At 64.4% G+C, this 22,616-nt stretch carries 25 protein-coding genes and 4 tRNA genes; 8 read left to right on the forward strand and 21 right to left on the reverse strand.

Going from position 1 to position 22,616, the window contains the following annotated elements; all coding sequences use genetic code 11:
* Positions 1-53 precede the first annotated feature (53 nt).
* Positions 54-320 (forward strand): metal-sensitive transcriptional regulator, encoded by a 267-nt coding sequence (locus E0E39_RS06920; RefSeq protein ID WP_014846603.1) that lies wholly within the window; start codon positions 54-56, stop codon positions 318-320.
* On the opposite strand, the gene E0E39_RS06925 is transcribed toward E0E39_RS06920, so the two are convergent.
* A complete protein-coding gene (locus tag E0E39_RS06925) occupies positions 321-1,595 on the reverse strand; it encodes a GNAT family N-acetyltransferase (RefSeq protein WP_245988426.1) in 1,275 nt (424 codons plus the stop codon).
* Between the two features lie 647 nt (positions 1,596-2,242).
* Between E0E39_RS06925 and E0E39_RS16585 the strand changes: the two genes are divergently transcribed.
* Entirely contained in the window at positions 2,243-4,165 is a 1,923-nt protein-coding gene (locus E0E39_RS16585; protein ID WP_281275579.1) for a glycoside hydrolase family 3 C-terminal domain-containing protein, read from the forward strand.
* 180 nt (positions 4,166-4,345) lie between these two features.
* A complete protein-coding gene (locus tag E0E39_RS06935; RefSeq protein WP_130874085.1) occupies positions 4,346-4,957 on the forward strand; it encodes a hypothetical protein in 612 nt (203 codons plus the stop codon).
* Between the two features lie 275 nt (positions 4,958-5,232).
* On the opposite strand, the gene E0E39_RS06940 is transcribed toward E0E39_RS06935, so the two are convergent.
* Entirely contained in the window at positions 5,233-5,952 is a 720-nt protein-coding gene (locus tag E0E39_RS06940) for a YggS family pyridoxal phosphate-dependent enzyme (protein WP_130874086.1), read from the reverse strand.
* Positions 5,953-5,990: 38 nt separating this feature from the next.
* Here E0E39_RS06940 and E0E39_RS06945 point away from each other — a divergent pair, with 38 nt between their 5' ends.
* Complete coding sequence (locus E0E39_RS06945; protein WP_130874087.1) at positions 5,991-7,409, forward strand: amidohydrolase; 1,419 nt, start codon at positions 5,991-5,993, stop codon at positions 7,407-7,409.
* On the opposite strand, the gene E0E39_RS06950 is transcribed toward E0E39_RS06945, so the two are convergent.
* From E0E39_RS06950 to E0E39_RS06960, 3 genes are all read right to left on the reverse strand, one after another.
* On the reverse strand, positions 7,410-8,030 hold the full coding sequence (locus tag E0E39_RS06950) for an L-threonylcarbamoyladenylate synthase (protein ID WP_130874088.1): 621 nt from the start codon (positions 8,028-8,030) through the stop codon (positions 7,410-7,412). It abuts the gene before it with no gap.
* A 106-nt stretch (positions 8,031-8,136) separates the two neighbouring features.
* Positions 8,137-8,478 carry a TadE/TadG family type IV pilus assembly protein gene (locus tag E0E39_RS06955; RefSeq protein ID WP_165444673.1) on the reverse strand — a complete coding sequence of 114 codons (342 nt, stop codon included), beginning with the start codon at positions 8,476-8,478 and terminating at the stop codon, positions 8,137-8,139.
* Between the two features lie 31 nt (positions 8,479-8,509).
* Positions 8,510-8,941, reverse strand: coding sequence for a TadE/TadG family type IV pilus assembly protein (locus E0E39_RS06960; RefSeq protein ID WP_130874090.1), 432 nt, complete (start codon positions 8,939-8,941; stop codon positions 8,510-8,512).
* Positions 8,942-9,036: 95 nt separating this feature from the next.
* Here E0E39_RS06960 and E0E39_RS06965 point away from each other — a divergent pair, with 95 nt between their 5' ends.
* A complete protein-coding gene (locus tag E0E39_RS06965; protein ID WP_130874091.1) occupies positions 9,037-10,257 on the forward strand; it encodes a pyrophosphate--fructose-6-phosphate 1-phosphotransferase in 1,221 nt (406 codons plus the stop codon).
* Here E0E39_RS06965 and E0E39_RS06970 read toward each other — a convergent pair whose 3' ends face one another.
* The 16 genes from E0E39_RS06970 to E0E39_RS07045 form a co-directional block, all read right to left on the reverse strand.
* Positions 10,258-11,295, reverse strand: coding sequence for a YhjD/YihY/BrkB family envelope integrity protein (locus E0E39_RS06970; RefSeq protein ID WP_165444674.1), 1,038 nt, complete (start codon positions 11,293-11,295; stop codon positions 10,258-10,260). It abuts the gene before it with no gap.
* Positions 11,292-11,852 carry a MerR family transcriptional regulator gene (locus E0E39_RS06975; protein ID WP_281275580.1) on the reverse strand — a complete coding sequence of 187 codons (561 nt, stop codon included), beginning with the start codon at positions 11,850-11,852 and terminating at the stop codon, positions 11,292-11,294. Before E0E39_RS06975 ends, E0E39_RS06970 begins: the two co-directional genes overlap by 4 nt.
* A 165-nt stretch (positions 11,853-12,017) precedes the next feature.
* On the reverse strand, positions 12,018-12,470 hold the full coding sequence (locus E0E39_RS06980; RefSeq protein WP_130874093.1) for a bifunctional nuclease family protein: 453 nt from the start codon (positions 12,468-12,470) through the stop codon (positions 12,018-12,020).
* Between the two features lie 21 nt (positions 12,471-12,491).
* Complete coding sequence (gene ftsR, locus E0E39_RS06985; protein WP_130874094.1) at positions 12,492-13,187, reverse strand: transcriptional regulator FtsR; 696 nt, start codon at positions 13,185-13,187, stop codon at positions 12,492-12,494.
* A complete protein-coding gene (locus tag E0E39_RS06990; protein WP_245988226.1) occupies positions 13,187-13,600 on the reverse strand; it encodes an FHA domain-containing protein in 414 nt (137 codons plus the stop codon). Before E0E39_RS06990 ends, ftsR begins: the two co-directional genes overlap by 1 nt.
* 117 nt (positions 13,601-13,717) lie before the next feature.
* Positions 13,718-14,479, reverse strand: coding sequence for a DUF881 domain-containing protein (locus tag E0E39_RS06995; RefSeq protein ID WP_165444675.1), 762 nt, complete (start codon positions 14,477-14,479; stop codon positions 13,718-13,720).
* A complete protein-coding gene (locus tag E0E39_RS07000) occupies positions 14,472-14,804 on the reverse strand; it encodes a small basic family protein (protein WP_130874097.1) in 333 nt (110 codons plus the stop codon). Before E0E39_RS07000 ends, E0E39_RS06995 begins: the two co-directional genes overlap by 8 nt.
* 11 nt (positions 14,805-14,815) lie before the next feature.
* Entirely contained in the window at positions 14,816-15,577 is a 762-nt protein-coding gene (locus E0E39_RS07005; protein WP_130874098.1) for a DUF881 domain-containing protein, read from the reverse strand.
* Complete coding sequence (locus E0E39_RS07010) at positions 15,567-16,109, reverse strand: CDP-alcohol phosphatidyltransferase family protein (RefSeq protein ID WP_245988227.1); 543 nt, start codon at positions 16,107-16,109, stop codon at positions 15,567-15,569. The genes E0E39_RS07005 and E0E39_RS07010 overlap by 11 nt, the downstream gene beginning before the upstream one ends.
* Before the next feature lie 71 nt (positions 16,110-16,180).
* The gene (locus E0E39_RS07015) at positions 16,181-16,711 is read right to left on the reverse strand and encodes an HIT family protein (RefSeq protein ID WP_130874099.1); all 531 of its coding nucleotides are present in this window, start codon (positions 16,709-16,711) and stop codon (positions 16,181-16,183) included.
* On the reverse strand, positions 16,711-18,726 hold the full coding sequence (gene thrS, locus E0E39_RS07020; protein ID WP_207302444.1) for a threonine--tRNA ligase: 2,016 nt from the start codon (positions 18,724-18,726) through the stop codon (positions 16,711-16,713). Before thrS ends, E0E39_RS07015 begins: the two co-directional genes overlap by 1 nt.
* 129 nt (positions 18,727-18,855) lie before the next feature.
* Positions 18,856-19,152: a GNAT family N-acetyltransferase gene (locus E0E39_RS07025; RefSeq protein WP_130874100.1), complete on the reverse strand. Its 297-nt coding sequence runs from the start codon at positions 19,150-19,152 to the stop codon at positions 18,856-18,858.
* A 49-nt stretch (positions 19,153-19,201) separates the two neighbouring features.
* Positions 19,202-19,273: transfer RNA gene (locus E0E39_RS07030), tRNA-Val, on the reverse strand.
* 1 nt (position 19,274) lies between these two features.
* Positions 19,275-19,345, reverse strand: a tRNA-Cys gene (locus E0E39_RS07035).
* An 18-nt stretch (positions 19,346-19,363) separates the two neighbouring features.
* Positions 19,364-19,436: transfer RNA gene (locus E0E39_RS07040), tRNA-Gly, on the reverse strand.
* Between the two features lie 141 nt (positions 19,437-19,577).
* Positions 19,578-21,056 (reverse strand): NAD-dependent succinate-semialdehyde dehydrogenase, encoded by a 1,479-nt coding sequence (locus E0E39_RS07045; RefSeq protein WP_130874101.1) that lies wholly within the window; start codon positions 21,054-21,056, stop codon positions 19,578-19,580.
* Between the two features lie 235 nt (positions 21,057-21,291).
* Here E0E39_RS07045 and E0E39_RS07050 point away from each other — a divergent pair.
* The 3 genes from E0E39_RS07050 to msrB all read left to right on the forward strand — a co-directional run bounded on the left by E0E39_RS07050 (position 21,292) and on the right by msrB (position 22,609).
* Positions 21,292-21,363: transfer RNA gene (locus tag E0E39_RS07050), tRNA-Val, on the forward strand.
* 44 nt (positions 21,364-21,407) lie between these two features.
* A complete protein-coding gene (locus tag E0E39_RS07055) occupies positions 21,408-22,172 on the forward strand; it encodes a sirohydrochlorin chelatase (protein ID WP_130874102.1) in 765 nt (254 codons plus the stop codon).
* Complete coding sequence (gene msrB, locus E0E39_RS07060) at positions 22,169-22,609, forward strand: peptide-methionine (R)-S-oxide reductase MsrB (RefSeq protein ID WP_130874103.1); 441 nt, start codon at positions 22,169-22,171, stop codon at positions 22,607-22,609. Before E0E39_RS07055 ends, msrB begins: the two co-directional genes overlap by 4 nt.
* The last annotated feature ends 7 nt before the right edge of the window (positions 22,610-22,616 follow it).

The raw sequence follows: 22,616 nt of genomic DNA on the forward strand, positions 1-22,616 counted from the left end.
CTGCGGGATGTGCCTCCGGAGAAACGCTGCACCTGCCCCAGGGAAGCGGACCGGTGACGCAGCTGGATCCCGATGCGGTGAGGCCGTCGGTTCTCCGCCTGAAACGCGCCAGCGGACAGCTCAACGCCGTGATTCGTATGCTCGAGGCCGGCCGGGAGTGCGAAGACGTGATAACCCAGATCGCTGCGGTCTCCAAGGCCATCGACCGGGCCGGTTATTCGATCATCGCCCACGGCATGCGCACCTGCCTGTTGGACGACCCGACGGGGGAGTCCATCGACACCCAGAAGCTGGAAAAGCTTTTCCTGAGCCTGTCGTGATCAGAAGTCGTTCAGGTTGACGGGACCAAAAGCGGTCGCGAACAGCCGGGAGAGCTCCTGGACGGAACCCGGGGAGCCGTGGACGATGCCGGAACGGGCCAGTTGTGCGGCCGTCACATCGCCGAACCAGAGCCGCGCCAAGCTGTCCACGCCGAGCTCAACGGCGGGGGAGAGGGAGGTTCTCGTGGCCTCCCCCCGGCCGTTTCTCACCGTGATGCGCCACGTCCCCTCGCAGAATCCCATGGGATCCTCAACCTTGATGACCACGTGGCCGTCCGACTCGAAACCGCGATCCGCAACCGCCCTCTCCAGGTCCAGGATCCGCAGCCAGACGCCGTCGCGGATGGCGGTCCGTTTGACGGCCCAGGGATCGGTGAGCGAGTCCGGCAGGGGATCGTCCGGGGCTGCCTCGTAGATGAGTTTCTCGACCAGGTCGAAACTGGCCAGGCCCTGCCACAGGGCACGGTCGATCTCGGGGCCGGGGGAGCACACCGACAGGACCGCGGTGGGTGTGGGGGATTCGCTCTGCTTGCTCTCGAAACCACCGTGTTTGAACTCCGCGAATCCGTCCGGGGCACCGGAGGCATCGAAGTGGATCAGGTACCGCAGTTTCCTGGACGGTCCCTGTTCGTCGAAGTCCCAGGTGCCGTCCGGCCTGGCGAGATGCATTCCCAGGGGACTGAACGCACCGCGGTGGGCCAGCTGGTGGGCGGAGGACAGGTGTTCGAATATGTTCTCGTCGAGCGGGGGATTGGCGAGCTCCAGCGAACCCGGGGCAACCGCCACATCCGGGCGGATGGCGAAACGCCGGGTGTCGATCTCCCACGCGACGCACCGGCTGGCGACCCCGAAGCCGAAGCGGCCGTAGATGGTGGCCTCGCTGGCGCTCAACGCGGCCAGCGCGAAACCCTCGGCCCTGGCACGCCGGAGATGGTGGTCCATCATCAGACGCATCAGGCCACGGCGGCGGTGGGTGGGACGGACCGCGACGGTGTTGATGGCCATGACCGGGACGATGTTCCCGCCGGCGTTTACCCGGATCGGTGCCCACGCCAGCCCGGCGACCACCTGGCGTCCCGCGAGCCCGAATCCCTCGGCGGTGACCATGCCGAGGGTCGCACCATCGGCGCGCCGATGCCTGCGGAAAGCGGCCAGGCCGTCATCGGATGCGCGACCCTCGAGGAAGACGATCGCGAACAGATCCAGGTAGGCGGCCCAGCGAGGATCGTCGTCCGGGGTGTCCAGCGGCAACAGCTCGAGCTCGTAGGGTTCCATCACCACGACAGTGTATGAGACCCGGTCATTGGGACGAATGCGCGACGGGAACCGGTTTGCGGGCGTGTGGTACGGGGTTCTTCCCGCGGTCCTCCCACCCGATCGAATGTCCGATAAGGAACATTATGTAATTCTAGGAATGGTCAGAAGGCTCTCCGGCCCGGGCGCGACGAACCTGCCGCTCCTCCGCCCTTCAACCGCGGTCCCTCGTATTCTGGGCCGCAGTAGAGATTGGATTGGAGTCGCGATGTTCGCTGAGGAACAGATTCCCGAGCTTCTCGCACAGCTCACCCTCGAGGAGAAGTGTTCGCTGCTGTCCGGCGGCGATTTCTGGCACACCCAGCCAGTTGAACGCCTGGGGATTCCCGCCCTGATGGTCTCCGATGGTCCTCACGGGCTGCGCAAGCAGGCCGAGGATGCCGACGAGATGGGGCTGGAGGAATCGGTGCCGGCCACGTGTTTCCCCACGGCCGCGGCGCTCGCGCCCACCTGGGACACTGCGCTGCTCACGGAGATCGGGCAGGCGCTGGCCGAGGAGGCGAAGGCGCAGGGCGTCGGCGTGATCCTGGGTCCGGGTGTGAACCTGAAACGCTCCCCGCTGTGCGGGCGGAACGTCGCGGTCGTGCACGGGACACGGGGAGGTGTCCGTGCGCTCCCCGCTGTGCGGGCGGAACGTCGAGTACTTCTCGGAGGACCCCCTGCTGGCGGGAGAACTGGCCGCCGCCCTGGTCGCGGGGATCCAGTCCGAGGGGGTCGGGACCTCCGTGAAGCACTTCGCCGCCAACAACCAGGAAACCGATCGAATGCGCATAAACGCGCGGATCGACGAACGCACCCTGAGGGAAATCTACCTCAACGTATTCGAACGAATAATCGAACGGGCGCGTCCGGCGACGTTGATGTGCTCGTACAACCGGATCAACGATGTCTACTCGTCCGAGAACCACTGGCTCCTGACCGAGGTGCTGCGCGAGGAGTGGGGTTTCGACGGGCTGGTGATGACCGACTGGGGCGCGGTCCACGACCGGGCCGCAGGGGTCGCCGCCGGGCTGGATCTGGAAATGCCGTCCTCGCGCGGCTGGAACGACCGCCTCGTCGCCGAGGCCGTCCGGGCAGGCGTCCTGGACGAATCCGACCTGAACCGGGCCGTCGCGCGCGTGCTGCGGCTGATCTCCCGGCACCACCGGGAGACACCCGAGGAACACCTCGATCTCGGGGCCCACCACGAACTGGCCCGCGAGGCCGCATCGCGAAGCGCCGTGCTACTGAAGAACGAGGAGGCGGCCCTCCCCCTGCCCGGGCTCGGTGACGTCGTGGTCATCGGGGAGATGGCCCGCACCCCCAGATATCAGGGGGCCGGATCGTCGCAGGTGAACCCGACCCGCCTGGACAATGCCCTCGACGCCCTGCGACGCAGGCACCCCGGTGTGCCGTTCGAGCCCGGGTATCCGCTGCCCGACTCCCCTGCGGCGGCCTTCCCCGCCGGAGAACTGCTCAGGCGAGCGCAGGAGGCCGCCGCAGGCCGCACGGTCCTGCTGTTCCTCGGCCTGCCCGCCGCGGACGAGTCGGAGGGATACGACCGGCAACACATCTCGCTGCCCGCCGAACATGTGGACCTGCTGCGCGCAGTGCGCCAAGTGGCCGACGGGGTGATCGTCCTGCTCTCCAACGGCGCGGCCGTCGAGACCGCCTCCTGGCAGGACGATGCAGACGCGATCATGGAGCTGTGGCTGCCAGGCCAGGGCGGGGGTGAGGCCGTGGCGCGGCTGGTCACCGGCGAGGACTCCCCCAGCGGCAGGCTGGCGGAAACCATTCCCGAGAGGCTGGAGCAGCACCCCGCACAACTCAATTTCCCGGGTGAAGCAGGTGAGGTGCGTTACGGGGAAGGGATTTTCGTCGGATACCGCGGGCTCCAGAAACTCGGGAACCGACCGAGTTACCCCTTCGGACACGGCCTGGCCTACACCACCTTCGAGTTCAGCGATTTGCGGGCGGAGGTGGCCGAGGTCACCCCCGAAACGGCTTTGGGCGAGGTGGTTCTCACCGCTTCGTTCACCGTCACCAACACCGGTGGCCGGCGCGGTGTCGCGGTCCCCCAGCTCTATCTCGGGTATCCGGTCTCCTCGGTGGCCCGCCCTCCCCGGGAACTACGAGGTTTCCGGCGCCTGGAACTGGCTCCGGGGGAAAGCGCCCGCATCGAGATCCGGGTGACCCGCCGTGAACTGTCCTTCTGGGACGTGAAAACCCATTCCTGGAGCGTGGAACCGGGACGGATCCGCGTCGAGATCGGGGCATCCGCGGAGGACATCAGGCTGAGCCTCGAGGCAGACCTGCCCGCTCCCCCACCACTCCTGCCGCTGACGGAGTGGTCAACCGTCACCGAGTGGAAACGGCATCCCGCCGCGTGGAGGAAGTTGGAACCCTTCCTGGCCTCCTTCGGGAAGGAATCGGAGTTCTTCCTGCTGGACCTGCCGGTGTGCAAACTCCCGCTGATGTTCGAGGACACCCTGACCTTCGATCAGCTGACAGACCTGCTCGCCGAGGTCGGCACAACCCCTTCCGCTTCTTGAGCGGTACCGACCGACGGGTTGCAGGTTTTGTCGCTTCAGCAGCGCGTTCCGACAATGGACATCCAGTTTGCGAAGAGCTGGCATCACAGAACTTCTTGAGCAATAATTATGATGCCCTCGAAGATGGTCAGGGAATTCGCCAGACAGGACTTACGAGGACGCGCTAGCGCAGGAGAAGTGATGAAGCTGATAGAAGTCAGATGTCCCAGCTGTCATTGCACGGTGAAGATTCAGCCAGATTCCCCCAACGTGAAATGTGCGTATTGCAGGAGCGAGCTGTACATAGATGATGAGGCCAGCCAGGCTGATCGATTCTTTCACACGGCAACATCTGCTTTCAGTCGTTTCGGCGACACCGTCTCTAAGATGCGGACCGCAAAGATACGGGCCAAGCATGATCTCTACTACTCTCCCGAAGCCCGCCAGGAGCGGGAAGAGGAAAGAGAGAGATCAGCCCGGTTCACGCGACTCCTGGTGGCCCTGCTGCTGGTGCTGATGGTGGGTTCGGGCATTTACTACGTCACCCGTCCCGGTAACTGGGGCCCCATTCCTTTCTCCTCATCCGAGGCGAAGGGAAGGAACTACTCAGAAGTGGTGAAACAGCTGGAGGACGCAGGGTTCACCAACGTCGAGACTGTCCCCATTAGGGATCTGGTTACGGGAATCCTCACCCACGACGGCTCGGTCGAGAAAATCACCATAAACGGCGACACCGAGTTCACCAAGAACAAGGACTGCGAAAAATCGTCAAAGATAACGATATATTTTCACACGTTTCCCATCAAAGAATAGCCTTCATTCGTAAATGATTGCCGTGCGGCTTGAAAAGCTTCGGAGGGCGACGGACTCTGCGAACAGTGATTCTCGGATATCTTCGACCACAATTACAGATCCATTTCTCTCCGTTTCCGAGCAACTCGCGGGACGGATGTGGTGGAAAGGATGTGTGGTCCAACCAAACTCCCCGAGTGGTTCGGCAGCGAAATGACAACCTCTTACTCGCACGGCTTCTGCGGCACCTCAAACCCAGTGGGATCGCAGTAACATTCCCCTTATGATGCGATTTCTTACTTGACCCCAGGCCAGTAGGCATTGGGGTCCAGGCGATTGCCGAAGATGGCCTGGCCGACACGAACGCAGGTGGCCCCGTACTCGATTGCCAGTTCGAAGTCACCGGACATGCCCATGGACAGTTCGTCCCAGCCCTTTCCGGTGGCGTCCCTCAGTTCCTGCTGCACCTGGCGCATCACCTTGAAGCACCGCGCGATGCGCTCAGTGTCGTCGGTGAACAGCGCCAGGGTCATCAGCCCCCGGACATCCAGTGCGTCGAAGGCATCGAGTTGTTTGGCGAAGGTCACCACCTCCTGCGGCGGCAGACCGAACTTCTGGTCCTCGTCTGAGCTGTTCACCTGCACCAGGACCTCGAGCCTGCGGCCTTCCTGTTGCAGCCGGCGATCCAGTTCCGAAGCGACCTTCAGGGAGTCGAGGGCCTGGAACTCCGTCGCGAACCGGGCGACGTACTTGGCCTTGTTGGATTGCAGGTGCCCGATCACGGCCCACTCGATGTCGGCCACCTCCCGCAGGGCCTCCCATTTGTTCTGGGCCTCCTGCACCTTGTTCTCCCCGAACCTCCGGTACCCGGCGGCGTGGGCCTCGAGGACGGCCTCCGGGGGTTTGGTCTTGGAGACGGGGAGCAGCCGGATCTCGCTGCTGTCGCGTCCCGCGCTCGCGGCCGCGGTTGCGATTTGCTGTTCGATCTTCTGCAGGTTGGCGGCAATGCTGGTCACCCGCCCAAGTCTAGGACCACGCCACCCAAGGACCGTCCGTGGCAGAATTCCGGCTCGTGGAGAGCTTTCGTATCACCCGGGCCCGGCCCATACCGGGGCTCGGGACCGGCAGGTACAGCGAGCCGCTGGACGTCACCGTGACGAACGGCACGATCACCGCCATTGAACCCACCCAGGGTGTCGGCGACGGCGACTTCGACGCCGACGGCGCGAACCTCATGCCCGGTCTGTGGGACAACCACACCCATTTCTCCTTGGCGGCGCTGATCAGCCAGTGCAACCGCTTCTCCCACAAGGCAACGAAATCGGAGATTCTCGCGGCCGTCGAGGATCACCTGCGGCACCGGCCGCCGAGGCTGGTCGGCTACGGCTTCCGTTCGGCAACGTGGCCCACTCCCCCGACCGCAGCCGACCTGGATGCGATCACCACCGTCCCGGTCGCGTTGATGTCCCGCGATCTCCACAGCCTCTGGTGCAACACCCCGGCCCTCGAACAGGCCGGGGCGGCCGGGCATCCGACGGGATTCCTCGTGGAGGAGGAGGCCTTCGCAGGCATCCGTCGCATCATGTCGCGGTATCTCGACCTGGTGGAACACGCCGTGCAGGCGGCCGAGCTGGAAGCCGCCTCCCGGGGGCTCGTGGGCATCGTGGATTTTTCCTCCGGCTGGGCCGTGGAGGCCTGGCAGCAGCGCGCGGCATCCCGGTCCATCGGGCTGCGGGTGGAGGCCGCCACCTACCCCGAGCGGCTCGACGATCTGATCGCCATGGGAGCCGGAACCGGCGACGAACTGGCCGAGAACCTGAGGGTCGGCCCACTCAAGATCATCGCCGACGGCTCGATGGGCAGCCGCACCGCCCACTGCATCGCGCCTTATCCGAATCCCCTGCCGGGGTATCCGAACGGCAAACCCAACTACACCCGTTCCGAGTTGCTCGCATTGCTGGGGCGTGCCCGCGAGGCCCGGCTCCGGGCTGCGGTTCACGCCATCGGCGACGCCGCCTGCCACGACGTCCTGGACGCCTTCGAGATCTCGGGTACGCGTGGATCCGTCGAACACGTGCAGTGCGTCGCTCCCGCCGATCTGCCGCGATTCGCGCGGTTGAAACTGGTTGCGAGCATCCAGCCCGCGCACCAGCTGGAGGACCTCGGGGTGGTCGAACGGGTCTGGCCCGGCGCGAAAGGACACACCTACCCGATGCTCGACCTGCTGCGCGCGGGGGCACGGCTGGCCTTCGGCTCCGACGCGCCCGTGGCCGCCCTCGACCCCTGGAAGGCCATCGAGGCGGCCTGTCACCGCCCCTACCGGGCGGACCAGGCGCTCACTCCCCTGGCCGCCCTGCGGGCCAGCACCCGGACCACGCTCGGTGTCGGGCAGCCCGCCGACCTGGTGCTCACCGCCGGGCCCGGAAAGGTGTTGCTGACGATGCTCGGCGGCCGGGTCACTTTCAGTCGCTGATCATTCGAAGGGGCCGGGATCGCCCGCCCCGACCCGCACGACCTCCGGTTCGTCACCGCTGAGATCCACGACGGTCGTCGGGGTCAACCCGCAGTCACCGGAATCTAGGACCGCATCCAGTTCGTGGTCCAGCAGCTCCTTGATGGTCCACCCCTCCACGAGCGGCTCGGGATGATCCGGAAGCAGTAGGGTGGAACTGACCAAAGGCGTACCGACAGCGTCGAGCAGGGCGAGGGTGGTGCGGTGATCGGGAATCCGCACGCCGATCGTGCGTTTCTTCGGGTGCTGCATCATCTTCGGTACCTCGCGGGTGGCCTTCAGGATGAAGGTGTACGCTCCGGGGGTGGCGGCCTTGACCGCACGGAAAACCCAGTTGTCCATCTCGACGAAGGCACCGAGTTGGGCGAACTCGGAGATCACCAGTGTGAAGTGATGCCTGTCCCCCAGCTGCCGGATCCGCCTGATCCGTTCGATTCCCGAGCTGTTGCCAAGGGCGCAGCCAAGTGCGTAGCAGGAATCGGTGGGATAGGCTATCAACCCGCCGTCCTCCAGGATCTGCACCATCCGGTTGAGGGTGCGGGGTTGCGGGTTCTCAGGATGCACGTCGTAGTACTGGGCCACGGATCCACCCTAGCCCGCCGGGCAAACCCCGGAACCGCGGTGGTTCACCATCCTTTCCGTTGCTCATGGCCCGGGTTTCTCACCCGATGGGAAGGACGCCCACCCGTCACCGAGTTCGTTCGGTCGGAACCCTGGCCTCTTGGTGCACGGTGACGTCCACCATGGGAAGCACCCGTATGGCGGTTCCCTCGACGACGGAAGTCGTGAACGTGGCCGCACGGTCAACCCTCACATCGGCGTCGCCGAGAGCCGAGTTGGCGAGGGCCCGTCTTCCGGCCTCCCGGCCGTCCTCGCCGGAGCCGCCCAGGACGGCAGCGGCCCGGGCCGAGTCCTGGGCGGCTGCCATGGCCGTCGATTCCGCCCACAACAACAAGGACCACTGGAGCGTGGCCAGCAGCACCAAAATCGCGAGCGGCAGCAGCAGGGTGACCTGGACGCTGCCGCTCATGCCCCGCCGGTCCCGAATAGGCCCTGAAGATTTAACCATTCCGGCCCCGGTAGGTGTCGACGGGCGAAGTTCCCTCGCCCGTCAGTGATCGACTGGCCGGGAAACCCGGCATGGAAACCGGGAACACCGCACGGCAGGTAAGCCGCACCGTCACGGATGCGACCGTTCCCTCCGGGGCCGCCAAGCCCTTGGCATCCACGTTCACCCGAGCATCGGTGCAGGTGATGCGGGAGTTGCCCAGCTCGGTCACGGCAGCATCCAGTGCCGCTTTCTCGGCCGATGCCTGCGAACGCTCCAGCGAGGCCGCACGCGCCGCACGTGTGGCGGCGGCGGTGACGGCCTGCTGCGCGAGGGCGTGCCCGGCCATCACTATCACCAGACCGACGAACAGCATCGCGACGGGCAGCACCAACGCCGCCTCCACCGCCACGGAGCTTCCTCGCTCCGATCGCCTGGGAATCATCTACATCCTTTCGGATCACTGTCGAACCATCCTGCCACGCAAAGAGCTTTGACGGCTAGGCTGGGGTCCCGGATCCAATCCTGAAAGGAATGTTCATGGTCAAGAAGGTAGCCATTCTCACGGCCGGCGGTTTTGCGCCATGCCTGTCCTCGGCCATTGGTGGTCTTGTCCAGCGGTATACCGAGGTGGCTCCCGATGTGGAGATCATCGCGTACAAGCATGGCTACCAAGGGCTTCTGCAGGGTGACTACTTCGTCATCGACGAGACCGTCCGGGCGAAGGCACATCTGCTGCACCTGTTCGGCGGTTCCCCCATCGGAAACTCCCGGGTCAAGCTCACCAACGTCAAGGATCTCGTCAAGCGCGGGCTGGTAGCCGAGGGTGCCGATCCGCTCAAGGTCGCCGCTGACCGTCTTGTCGCGGATGGTGTGGATGTCCTCCACACCATCGGCGGCGACGACACCAACACCACGGCCGCCGATCTGGCTGCCTTCCTCGCCACCAACGACTATCCACTGACCGTGGTCGGCCTGCCCAAGACCATCGACAACGACGTGATCCCCATCCGCCAGTCGCTTGGCGCCTGGACCGCCGCGGAGCAGGGAGCGATCTTCGCCAAGAACATCGTCGCCGAACACAACTCGGGTTCCCGGATGCTCATCGTGCACGAGGTCATGGGGCGACACTGCGGCTGGCTGACCGCAGCCACCGCCGCCGAGTACCGCAAGTGGCTGGACGAGCAGGAGTGGCTGCCCGGGATCGGTCTTTCTCGCGAGGCGTGGGACGTCCACGCCGTGTACGTGCCCGAGGCGGTCATCGACATCACCGCCGAGGCCGAACGCCTGGGCAAGGTGATGGACGAGGTGGGCAACGTCACCATCTTCCTGTCGGAGGGCGCGGGCCTGGACTCCATCGTCGCGGAGATGGAGGCGGCGGGCGAGGAAGTGCCGCGCGATCCCTTCGGCCATGTGAAACTCGACAAGGTGAACCCCGGGAAGTGGTTCGGGGACAAGTTCGCCGAGAAGCTGGGTGCCGAGAAGGTCATGATCCAGAAGTCGGGCTACTTCTCACGGTCGGCCGCGGCCAACGACGCGGACCTGGCTCTCATCAAGCAGTGCACCGATCTGGCCGTCGACTGCGCTCTCGCGGGTAAACCCGGCGTCATCGGCCAGGACGAGGAGAACAACGACGAACTGACGGCGATCGCCTTCGAACGCATCAAGGGCGGCAAGCCATTCGACATCACCCTGCCATGGTTCACCGAGCTGGTGGCCGCCATCGGGCAGCCCGCACCGGTCGCCGCCGCAACCCACTGATCAGTCGCGATGGCGGTACCTCGTGAGCAGGGCCGCCACCGCAGCCCCGATGCCGAGACCGGTTATCGTCCCCATCCCGTAACCGATCCTCGTTCCGGCCCGGACCCCCTGCGCTGCCACATCGACCGGTATCGCAGGGGTCGGGTCGGGTGGTTCCCCAGCTTCCTGATCCGTGGTTTTCGGGTCGTGCGGGTCAACCAGTGACCGGTCGACCCCGGTTCTCTCCCCAGCCCATGCTGCGCAGAGCAGCAGGATGGTCGACAGGAGGTTGAACAAAATCATGATCACGATCACGGGCCCGAAAACCACGGCAGCGGGATTGGAAGTGAAAATACCGAGCAGTACTCCCGCGAACTGTTGCAGCAGAGCGACCAGGGCTGCGCCTACCGTGGAGGGCAGCAACCAGCTGTGGGGGCGGATCCGATTCCTCGGGAGGGTGCAGAAGAGGAAGGCGAGCAGTAGCCAGCTCACCAAGAGGGTGAGGAGCAGGTGAACCAGCCAGCCGATCACCCCTGCTGAACCAATCCAGGACATCCCGATGACGGCGATTCCTGATGGGAGCAGCAGACAGGCGAACAAGCCGAGAAGTACCAGCAGGTTTCCGCCCAGTTCCTTGAGGAACCCTCGTACCCCTTTTTCCCTTTCGGTTTCTTGCTCATTGGTTTGCAGCATCCAGCAAAACCCAATCCGCAGATTCCCGACCCAGTTCGAGCCCGAGTAGGCAGCGGCAATCAAGGCGGTGCCGGCCAGACCGTACCAGTTCTCTATCGCGTTTCGCAGTACGTCAACTGCTTTCTCGGCGAGGTTCGTGCTGCCAAGAGCATTCACGATTCCGTCAGACAGAAGATGGAACCATTCAGGACGCAGCACCGCCAAGGTGAATCCGGCCGCAGCCCCTGCCAGCATCAGCACCGGCACCAAAGTCAGAACCGAAAAGTAGGTGATTGCGGCAGCATGTTGTGGACCATGGCGCCGCTTATAGCGTTCACTGATGGTGGTGAGACGTTTGACTGCGGGGTTTTTGAGAAATTTTCTCACCCGGTCTTGGCCCTCCTGCGGGATTCGAGCTCGTTCTCCGTGTGCAGGTTCTGCTGTGCAATCCGTTCGCTCGGAAGGTCGCCGAGGGTCCCCTCGATTTCCTGCCAGACGCTGGAGACGGATATCAGGAACATGCCCTGCCCTCCCTTGGTGAGGTCGAACAGTTCATTGGCGGTCGTGCACTCGTAGACGCTGAACCCGTCACTGACCAGTGTGAGTTCGGTCAGGTCCTCGACCCCGCGGGCCCGCAGATGATCGATCGCGATCCGGATCTGCTGCAGTGAGATCCCGACATCCAGGAATCGTTTCACGACCCGCAGCAGCAGAATGTCGCGGAAGGAATAGAGGCGCTGCGATCCCGACCCTGACGCTCCCCGGATCTCCGGTACGACGAGGCCGGTGCGGGCCCAGTAGTCAAGCTGCCGATAGGTGATGCCAGCCACCCGATGAGCTACAGGGCCACGGAACCCCAGGTCCTTGGAGACAGAGGCGAAGTCACCGTCGAACAGCGTGCCCTGCAACGGTGCCTCGTCGCTATGCCTGATACCATCAGCCACTGTGTCAGCCCCTACTTTTCTCACCGGCCGCCGGTTCTGCGGCACAACTGACGCTAACCGCCGGGTGCACCGGCAGTGGACGACACGCCCACCGGTACTCCTGTAGATTCTAAACCCTCCAGCAAGGCTCAAGGTTGGCCCGCCCCCGGAGCGCGGGGTCAGTACTCAGAAATCCTCCGGCTGGACCTGATCCAGAAACTCTCGGAACTTCTCGACCTCATCCACATGAACGATCTCGTCGGAGATACCGACCTTGTCCAGCAGCTCAGCCGGGCAGTGGACACGCCATCCCCTCCGGATCGCGACGGCCACGACGTCGCTGGGCCTTGCGTCGAAGGCCACACCCTCCACCGCTATCTCTGCATGGAACACACCATCCTCCATGGATGTGATCGTCAGTCGTGGTCGGGACCCGGCGGCAAGCTGTGCAAGGGTCTCTGCCAGCAGGTCATGGGTGAGTGGCCTGGCGAACTGGTTCTCCTCCAGGGCTATGGCAATGGCTGCGGCATCGACGGCAGAGATCCAGATTGGTAGCAACCGCTCCCCACCGTTCTCGCGCAGCAAGAGAACCGTGCCGTCGTCGCCCGACTGGATCCCGACCACACACAACTCGACCATGCCCACAGCATACGAGACCGATCAACCGAACAACTGCGAGAACATCATGCCGCTGTGCGCATTCACCACCAGCCGGTAGACCTCACGGAGAACCTCCTTCGGTACTCCCTGGCGTCCTTGGTATTGACTGATGGCCTGCTCAACCAAGGCTGCTTCCAAGGAAGCGGACTGCTGAAGCACCCGCAGCTGCCTGGGTTCGACCCCGTAGTCGCCGAGACGCTTCGCCGCCACGGCCAGGGCCAGCATCTCCCTGCCGTACCGTTGAGTGCCCTTCCGGTGCGAAATCACTTTGAGACGCTCCAACTCGATCAGAGCCGCCTCTCCCAACCCTGATTCCGAAAGAAGCTCTCTTCGCGTGAACAGCTGGCGTTGAGCACTTGTCTGTCGGGGTTGCCTACGCGACGGTTCCGAGGCCTGAGGCGTCGTGGCAGCCGCAGCTGCCTCCATGGCATCGGGAAGCGCTTCCCCCCTGTCCATGGCAGCGAGCTCCTCGCGAATCACCTTGAGAGGAAGATATCTGTCACGCTGAGCACGCAGCACGAAGAGCAGCCGTTCGACATCAGCCGGGTAGAAGCGCCGGTAGCCGGAGGGGTGGTCCCGCTCCGGGGAGATCAATCCCTCGTTCTCCAAGTATCTGACTTTTGAGACCGAGATATCGGGGAATTCTCCCCGGATCGATTCCAGAACCTGACCGATCGTGCGCGGCGCGGCCGGCATCAGCTCCGCCCGGCCTCGCTCAACAGGATCGTTGCCCGGTACTTCCCGATCTGGATCTCGTCGCCGTGCCGCAGCTGGGCACGGCCATCGATCAGGACCCTGTTGACGTACGTGCCGTTGAGGCTCCCCAGGTCCTCCAACATCAGCTGGCCGCCCGCTCGCACCAGTTTTGCATGGTGGCGGGAAACCGTGACGTCATCCAGGAAGATGTCGGATTCAGGGTGTCGCCCGAGAGTGGTCACATCGGAGTCGATCAAGAACTGCGATTCCTTCACGCCGCCCCGGGTGACGATCATCAGCGCATTGCCAGGAGCCAGATCCGCCGCGTTCGCCGACAGACTCCCCCCAATGGCGGACAGATGCTCGTCCGTGAGAGCCGCGAGAACGCTGGTGGTGTCGTTCCTCGAATCCATGAGATCCCCTTGGCGGTGGTTCCTGACCCCCGTCATCGGTGGCCCCCTTTCCATACTGATCGCCATCCAAGCTGCCCCCAGCCTATCGAGGGACAACAGTTTGACAAGCCTGCCATGCTAATTCGGTTTGGCGAATTCTGGCACGCGCGGGGAGACGACGGAGTCAACGGAGATTTCCGCCATCTGCTTGATCTCGACTCGCCCCTGCACTCTGCTGCCCTCCACCTCGCTGACCAGACCTCCCCTGAACCTGGCCCCTGCCTCAAGCGTTGCGGGGTCACCTATGGTCTCGATGACGATGGGTGTGGTCAGCGGTGTTCCGTCCACCACGATACGCCCCTCCGGGTCACGATCGATCCAGGTGTTTGCCACCACGCGCGTGGAGTCATTGAACTCGATCACCTCGGAACCGGCGTCACGCAGTTCTTCCAACGCGTCCAGCAGCAGCTCTGGCGTCATGGCTCCCTGGGGGTCCTGAATCGTTATCCGGACACCGGGTCCGGTCGCCGGAACCGTTCCCGCGATGATCCGCATCTGCTCGATCCGGTGCCTGGTCTCGTCATCAGCCGCCTTGGCCCCCGCTGCTCCGGACGCGAGTCCCTCACGAGTCGTCGTAAGCTCTCTGACCTCGGATTCCAGGCGGCGTGTCTCGGCTGAGAGGTTGTCCAGCAGCTGGATCAGGTCCGTGCGACGCAGATTGGAGTAATCGGGCTGCGAGGCCTGGGAACGCAGGGTCCACACGACGAGAAGGGCCGCCAGGCAGAGTGCCGCGCCGACGATCAGCTGACCGCGACCTGGCTTCAGGAAGGCACGCCACAATTTGCCGGGTCCTGCCGGTTCGGTCCGTTCGGCGGCACGCCGTGGGGTCTGCTCAGGCATGAAGCACCGCCCTGCGGATGGCTGCTGCATTGTTGAAGATACGTATCCCGAGCACCACGACGACCCCGGTGGAAAGCTGGGATCCAACCCCGATCTGGTCACCCACGAAAACGATCAGCCCTGCGATGAGAACGTTGGACAGGAACGAGACAACGAACACCCGATCGGAAAAAGTCCCCTCCAACCAAGCGCGGGTTCCTCCGAGGATGGCATCGAGTGCCGCCACGATGGCGATGGGCAGATACGGCTGGAGGAACACGGGCAGGACGGGTTCGACCAGCAGCCCGATGACGATTCCGGCTGCAAGCCCGAGCAGTGCCAACATTCTCTCCTCCTTCAGTTCTTGGTGTAGCGGAGCGTCATCGCCGGATCGGCCGGTAGTTTCAGGTCGCCGTTCACCGTTTGAAGCTCGTAGGCGATTCCGTAGTTGTCATGCAGGTACTGCCACCACACGGCTGCGGGGGTACGGGCGAAACGCGCCTGCATCCGGGCGGGGTCCCCTATGGCTTCCAACACATAGGGCGGGCTCAAGGAAACGTAATCCACGGTTATGGCGGAACCAGCGGAACGAATGGGAGTGAGGGTTGTGATGCGATGCCCGTTTATCGCAACCGCCTCAGCTCCTGCCTGCCACATTCCGTTCACCAGACGCGTCAGGTCCGAGTCGTAGATCACTCGGCTGCCATCTGCTGTTTTTTCCGCATCACTGACTCGGGCCCTGATCCCCGGTCCTGAGACGGCGACGGCTCCAGCCGCGAGCTCGGTTTCTTGCAGGTCGGCCCGAACGCTCGGGTCCGCCACGGTTTCCTGTCGCAGTTGCCTGTTCTCTGCATCAAGCTCACTCGCCTTGGCCGTGAGGTCGTCGCGGTGCTGCCGTTCCGCAGCGATCCGCGACAGGAGGTCCTCTTTCTCGGCTGCCATCTCACTGCGGGAACGGGTGGTTGACATTGCGGCAAGAGCCAGCAACGCGGCAACCAGCAGAAGCGCCAGGGAAGTCACCAAACGGCTGTGTCGCGGAGATGTCGTGGTCAGGTACTCGGGCTCCATGGCCTCCGAAGCGAGATCGCTCAGGAGGCTCATGCTGGCGTCAGGGCGCATTCCGGTCACCTCTCTCGCGTGCAAGTTCCACGGTTCCTCTCACATAGAGCACTCCGGCCGCCCAGTAGGCGATTGTCCCGGAGAGTGCCAATATCCACCCCAACCATTCTGCCGCAACCAGACCGAATGAGGCAGAGGAGCCGACAAGCATGAGTGGAAAGGCCAGCAGCAGGAGCATCGTTCCCGCTTTGCCCACAAGATTCACGGGGAGCGCCACCCGTCCGCTTCGCCGCAATGAGGGAAGCAGGCACAGCAGCAGCAGGTCGCGGGCGGCGAGGACAGCCAACAGCCACCAGGGCACGAGCCCTCTGACGGTCATCACCACGACCGCGGTGAGGATGTAGAGTCGATCCGCCACCGGGTCGAGACGCGCCCCCAGCAGCGAGGTCTGGTGAAGCGTGCGTGCCAGAAAACCATCGAGCCAATCGGTTGCTCCTGAGACGGCCAGCAGGATCACCGCTGCCACATCATGCCCTACCAGGATCAGCCATCCGAACACCGGTACGGCCAGAAGCCGCAGGAACGAGAGCATGTTCGGTATCGTCAACAGCCGATCGGTGTCCCAGCGCTGGGTTGGTTCGACTGCTTTCACGACAACCAAGCCTAGGCCATGTCCTTCCATGTGTTGGCCAGCCGTTCCCGAGCATCACCAAGTAGTTGGGGAACCGCGCGGGTCTGCCCGATGACCGGCATGAAATTCGTGTCCCCCGCCCAACGGGGGACGACGTGCTGATGCAGGTGGGCGGCTATTCCGGCACCGGCAACGGCCCCTTGGTTCATGCCGATGTTGAAACCGGCGGGTTGCGAGACCTCCGTCAGGACCGCGATGGCCCGCTGGGTGAGTTCCGCCATCTCGCGGACCTCCTCCGCCGTGGCATCAACGTATCCACCGACATGGCGATAGGGGCACACCAACAGATGTCCCGGCGAGTAGGGAAACAGGTTCATCACTACGAATACGTGTTCGCCGCGGGCGACGATCAACCCGTCCTCGTCACCTCGTGTGGGAGAGAGGCAGAACGGGCAGCCGGCCTCACCCTTCGGCTTGTCCCCTTCTATGTAGACCATCCTGTGCGGAGTCCACAGCCGCTGGAAGGCATCAGGAACCCCGCACAGATCCGAGGAGGATTCCATCACTCCGCTCCCGGATCCGTGTTGCTGCGGGAAGTGATGTGTGCGCGGATCCGCTCCACCGCCTGCTCGACGGGTACCCCGTTCAGCTGGGATCCGTCCCGGAAGCGGAAACTCACGGCCCCCGCGTCACGATCCTCTCCCCCGGCGATGAGGATGAACGGCACCTTCGATCTGGATGCGTTTCGGATTTTCTTTCCGAAACGATCGTCTGAGAAATCGAGCTCGACCCGGATCCCGTGGGCCCTCAGCCGGGCGCCGACATCCGCCAGGTGGTCGTTGAACTCCTCCGCCACGGGGACACCGAGCACCTGCACCGGGGCCAGCCAGGCCGGGAAGGCCCCGGCGTAGTGCTCGGTGAGCACCCCGAAGAACCGTTCGATCGAACCGAACAGAGCCCGGTGGATCATCACCGGCCGCTGGCGTGTTCCGTCGGCCGCCTGGTACTCCAGCCCGAAACGTTCCGGCAGGTTGAAGTCGAGCTGGATCGTGGACATCTGCCAGGTGCGTCCGATGGCGTCCTTGGCCTGCACCGAGATCTTCGGACCGTAGAAGGCCGCACCCCCCGGGTCGGGCACGAGTTCCAGGCCGGAGGCCGCCGCCACCTCGGCCAGGACATCGGTGGCCTCCTCCCAGGTTTCGTCGTCACCGACGAACTTCTCGGGATTCCTGGTGGACAGTTCCAGGTAGAAGTCGTCCAGGCCGTAGTCCTTGAGCAGGTTGAGCACGAAGGTCAGGAGACCCGCCAGTTCGTCGCGCATCTGTTCACGGGTGCAGTAGATGTGGGCGTCGTCCTGGGTGAATCCCCTGGCCCGGGTCAGGCCGTGCACCACGCCGGATTTCTCGTTGCGGTAGACGGTGCCGAACTCGAACAGCCGAAGCGGCAGTTCCCGGTAGGAACGGCCCCGCGAACGGAAGATCAGGTTGTGCATGGGGCAGTTCATGGGTTTCAGGTAGTAGTCCTGCCCCTGCCTGCGGATGTTGCCCTGCGCATCGCGTTCCTCGTCCATGTGCATGGGCGGGTACATGCCGTCGGCATACCAGTCGAGATGCCCGGAGGTCTGGAACAGGGAGGCCTTCGTCAGGTGCGGGGTGTAGGCGAACTGGTAGCCCTCCTCGACGTGGCGGCGCCGGGAGTAGTCCTCCATCTCCATGCGCACCACGGCCCCGTTCGGGTGGAACACGGCAAGCCCCGACCCGATTTCGTCGGGGAAGGAGAACAGATCCAGTTCGGTGCCGAGTTTGCGGTGGTCGCGTCTGGCGGCCTCGGCCATGCGGGTCTGATATGCCTTCAGGTCCTCCCTCGTGGCCCACGCTGTGCCATAGACGCGCTGCAGCCCGGCGTTGCGCTGATCGCCTCGCCAGTAGGCGGCGCTCGATTTGGTGAGCGCGAACGCCTGGAGGTAACCGGTGTGGGGCACGTGGGGGCCGCGGCACAGATCGCGCCAGGCCACGGAACCGTCGCGGCGGACATTGTCGTAGATCGTGAGCTGCCCCTCCCCCACCTCGACGGATGAACCGTCGGCGGCGGAGGCACCGCCCTTGTCCGTTATCAGCTCCAGTTTGAAGGGCTCGGCGGCCAGTTCCTCGCGGGCCTCCTCGTCGCTGACCTCCCGTCGCACGAAGCGCTGTCTCTCGCGGACTATCTGGCCCATCCGTTTCTCGATTGCCTTCAGGTCCTCCGGGGTCAGTGGAGAGGTCGCGAAGTCATAGTAGAAACCGTCGGTGATGGGCGGCCCAATACCGAGTTTCGCTTCCGCGAACAGCTGCTGCAGGGCCTGGGCCGTCACGTGTGCCGCCGAGTGACGGATGATGCTGAGACCCTCGTCGCTGTCGGCCAGGACGGGTTCCACCTCGTCACCGTCGGCCACTTCACGCTGAAGATCGCGGATCTCGTCGCCGACCTTCATCGCCACGACGGTGCGGTCGTTTCCGAAGAGGTCGAGCCCGGTGGTGGTCGTCGTCAGCTCGATGTTTTCGCGTGAGCCGGGGCGGATGACAACGATGGACGCAGGCACGAGCGCGTTCCTTTCACTGGACGACCTGCATATTCTGCCACCAGCCGGACAGGGTGTGCGACAACTCGCAGTGGCGGATGCCGTCCCGTCGAGCGGGGATGGTGGAGTGTCTGGAATCCCGCCTCGTGGTCAGGATCGAGGGGTTCGTGCCACCAGGTGCGCGAACTCGGGATGCCTCGCGATGTGTTCAGCCACATAGGGGCAGCTGGGCATGACCTGTTTCTTCTCGGCAGTAACATGCGCCAGAGCGAAATTGACCAGTTCCCGCGCGAAACCCCTACCCCTGAAATCGGGTTTGGTGACCGTGTGGGTCAGCTCAAGGACGTTGCCGTGATCGACGTAGTCGATGAAAGCCGTCACCTGCCCGTCCAACAACAGCTCGAACCGGCTCCTGGCCTCGCTTCTGAGTAGTTCTGATGTGCACATGAGAGCCTCCGAGACAGAACCGGGCCCCAATGGAGCCCGGTGCAATTCGTGGGCGATGCCAGGTTTGAACTGGCGACCTCTTCCGTGTCAAGGAAGCGCGCTACCACTGCGCCAACCGCCCGAGGTGGAGACGGGATTCGAACCCGTGTACACGGATTTGCAGTCCGTTGCCTCGCCTCTCGGCCACTCCACCGGGTGGAGTATGTCTCCGAGCGGACGACGAGATTCGAACTCGCGACCCTCACCTTGGCAAGGTGATGCTCTACCAACTGAGCCACGTCCGCATGCGCTTCCTCCCGGCCTGCCTTTCGGGCTGCCGCGTTCGGCGCGTAGAGAACACTAGCGCAGGGTTTCGAGCGGATGCAAGTTCCATCCACCAGTCAGTGTTTCGGCCCCGAGGCGCAGGACCGGAGCACCGACGAACCTCAGATCGGGATTCCGATGTAGATGGTTTCCAGGTACTCGGCCATGCCCTCGGAGCCGCCCTCTCGCCCCAACCCTGAGTGCTTGATCCCACCGAACGGGGCAGCCGGGTTGGAGATCGCGGCGGAGTTGATCCCGATCATGCCGACCTCAAGCAGCTCCGCCATCCGCAGCGCACGATCGATGCTTCCCGTGTGGACATAGGCGGCCAGCCCGACCGGCGAGGAATTCGCCCAGGTGAGCACCTGCTCCTCGGAGTCGAAGGGCACCACCGGGGCCACGGGCCCGAACAACTCCTCGCAGACCACGGGGTCCTCGGGATCGGTGACGATCAGCACGGTCGGACGATAGAAGTATCCCGGCCCTGCGACGTCCTCGCCGCCCGTGAGCACCTCGGCGCCACGTTCACGGGCCCCGTCCACGAGTTCCCGGATGCGCTGCCGCTGCCCGGATGTGATGATGGGACCGATGTCGGTCGCGGGATCGAGCCCATCACCCACGACCAGTCCCTCGAACTCAGCTGAAAGACGCGTGGCGAACTCGCCGGCCAGTTCCCGGGAGACGTAGAACCGGTTCGCGGCGTTGCAGGCCTCCCCCATGTTCCGTAGCTTCGCGGATTTCGCGGCCGCCACCGCGCGGTCCAGGTCCGCGTCACCGAAGACGATGAACGGAGCACAGCCTCCGAGTTCCATCGAGGTCCGCAGCACGTTGTCCGCTGCCCCGCGAAGCAGCTCCCTGCCCACATCGGTGGATCCGGTGAAGGAGAGCTTCCGCAGCCTCGGATCCCGGAGCAGAGGCCCGGTCAGGGCTGCGGAGGACGAGGTGGGGACCACATTGACCACGCCGTCCGGAACACCGGCCAACCGACACGCCTCGGCGAAGGCGAGAGCGGTCAACGGGGTCAGTTTCGACGGCTTCAGGACACCGGTGCAGCCGGCTGCCAACGCAGGGCCGAGTTTGCGGGTGGCCATCGCCAGGGGAAAGTTCCACGGGGTGATGGCAAGGACCGGGCCTACGGGCCGGGGCATGGTGATCATCCTCAGGCCGCCTTCGGGGGTCGTGGAGTAGCGACCGTTCAGGCGCACCGCCTCCTCGGAGAACCAGCGGAGGAACTCGGCGCCGTAGACCACCTCGCCGCGCGCCTCGGCCAAGGGTTTCCCCATCTCGATGGTCATCAGGACCGCGAACTCCTCCGTGCGCTCCACGACGATCTCGAACAGGTTCCGGAGCAGTTCCGCGCGAACCCGCGGTGCCGTGCGGGCCCAGCCCTCCTGGGCAGCGGCCGCCGCTTCCAGGGCGGCCAGGCCGTCCCCGGCATCCGCGTCGGCCACCCGGGTGATCACATCCCCCGTCGCCGGGTTGATGACGTCGAACCGCCCGCCTCCCCCGGCCTCACGCCAGGCGCCATTGATGAAGACCCCGGTCGGGGTAGTGGCGAGCGCCCTCGCCACCAACGGGTTTTCTGCGGAAACGGCCCCCATGGCCACACCTCCAGAGATCGGCGAACAATCCCACTTTAGGGGGCCGCGGGCACGTCCCGTCGAGCCTGCTCCCCGGTGGCACGCCGAATCACATCGTTCTTCCCCATCGCAGTCCACGCCCAACCAGGTCATCACCGTTCCGGCCCCACGACAACACCACCTCACCGACACGGGGTTGGAGGAATCCTCATGGTTGGCGCCTCCTCGGAAGGTGCGCTAAAGTTGCAGACCGCACGGGCGATTGGCGCAGTGGTAGCGCGCTTCGTTCACACCGAAGAGGTCGGCGGTTCGAAACCGCCATCGCCCACCGATGCTCCTCACGAAAGCCAGTCAGCCGCAAGGAGGAGAGGTATGTCGGCACCGGCCATCGTGCTCGTCGCACGAGGCGACGATGATCCTGCCGTCCGAGCCTCTCTGGATGTCGTGATCGACCACCTCCATCGCCTGCGGCCCGATCTTCGGGTGGCCCTCGGGCTTCTGAACAGCAGCACCCCAACGGTGCACGAGGCAGTCGCATCCTTGGCCGCCAGCGGGGTGGAGGAAATAGCGATGGTCCCGATGGACCTGGTCTCCGCAACCGATCACTCCCCCGTCCTGTCCCATGCCCGCGATGAGGTTGGTGCCGCCAACCCCGACCTGAGCATCGTGATCGCGCGACCCATCGGCCCTGACATCGACCTGCTGAACGTTCTGGACGCCAAACTGCGCGACGCACTTCACCGCGCAAACGCCGTGGAGGTCGATGCCTTGGTCCTGGCCTGCCCGGACGGCGGGGATCACAGGGGCAACTCACTACTGGCCCGACGAGCCCGGCAGTGGGGCGCGCATCACAAACTTCCGGTGCAACTCGCCCAGAACGACATCAGCGGCCGGGCAACAGGCCTCGCCATCGGCGCACTGCGGGGCCAAGGACGTCGGCACATAGCCGTCGGCTCCCTGTTCCTGACCTCCGGCCCTGTCTTCCGAGCCCACCAGCAAGTGGCGATCAGGGCAGGAGCCTTGGCCGTCACCCCCCCGATAACCGAGGATCCACGAGTGACCGAGCTGATTCTGGCCCGTTACGCCTTTGCCGCCATGCGACTGCTCGACATCGACCCTCACGAGGATGGAACATGACCAGCAACTTCCCTCTCGACCTCCCCGACCAGGAATGGCGGACCCGTTTGAGTGAACTCGAGTATCACGTACTGCGGGAATCGGGTACGGAGGCTCCCTTCAGCGGCGAGTACACGGATACCAGCACCGAAGGGGTGTACGAATGCCGGGCGTGCGGAACCGAGCTGTTCCGCAGCGAGGCGAAATTTTCCTCCCACTGTGGCTGGCCCAGCTTCTTCGAACCCCTCGCGGAGGATCGGGTCATCTACTTGGAGGATCATTCCATTCCCGGACGTCCCCGCGTCGAGGTGCGGTGCACGGCCTGCAATTCCCACCTTGGCCATGTCTTCCGGGGCGAGGGATACCCCACCCCCACCGATGAGAGATATTGCATAAACTCCATCTGCTTGCGCCTCGTTCCGGCGCGCCATCAAACCAGCCCGGGGGAAGCCACATAGGCTCACT

The sequence above is a fragment of the [Pseudopropionibacterium] massiliense genome (genome assembly GCF_900607225.1).
Classification (GTDB): domain Bacteria; phylum Actinomycetota; class Actinomycetes; order Propionibacteriales; family Propionibacteriaceae; genus Arachnia; species Arachnia massiliensis.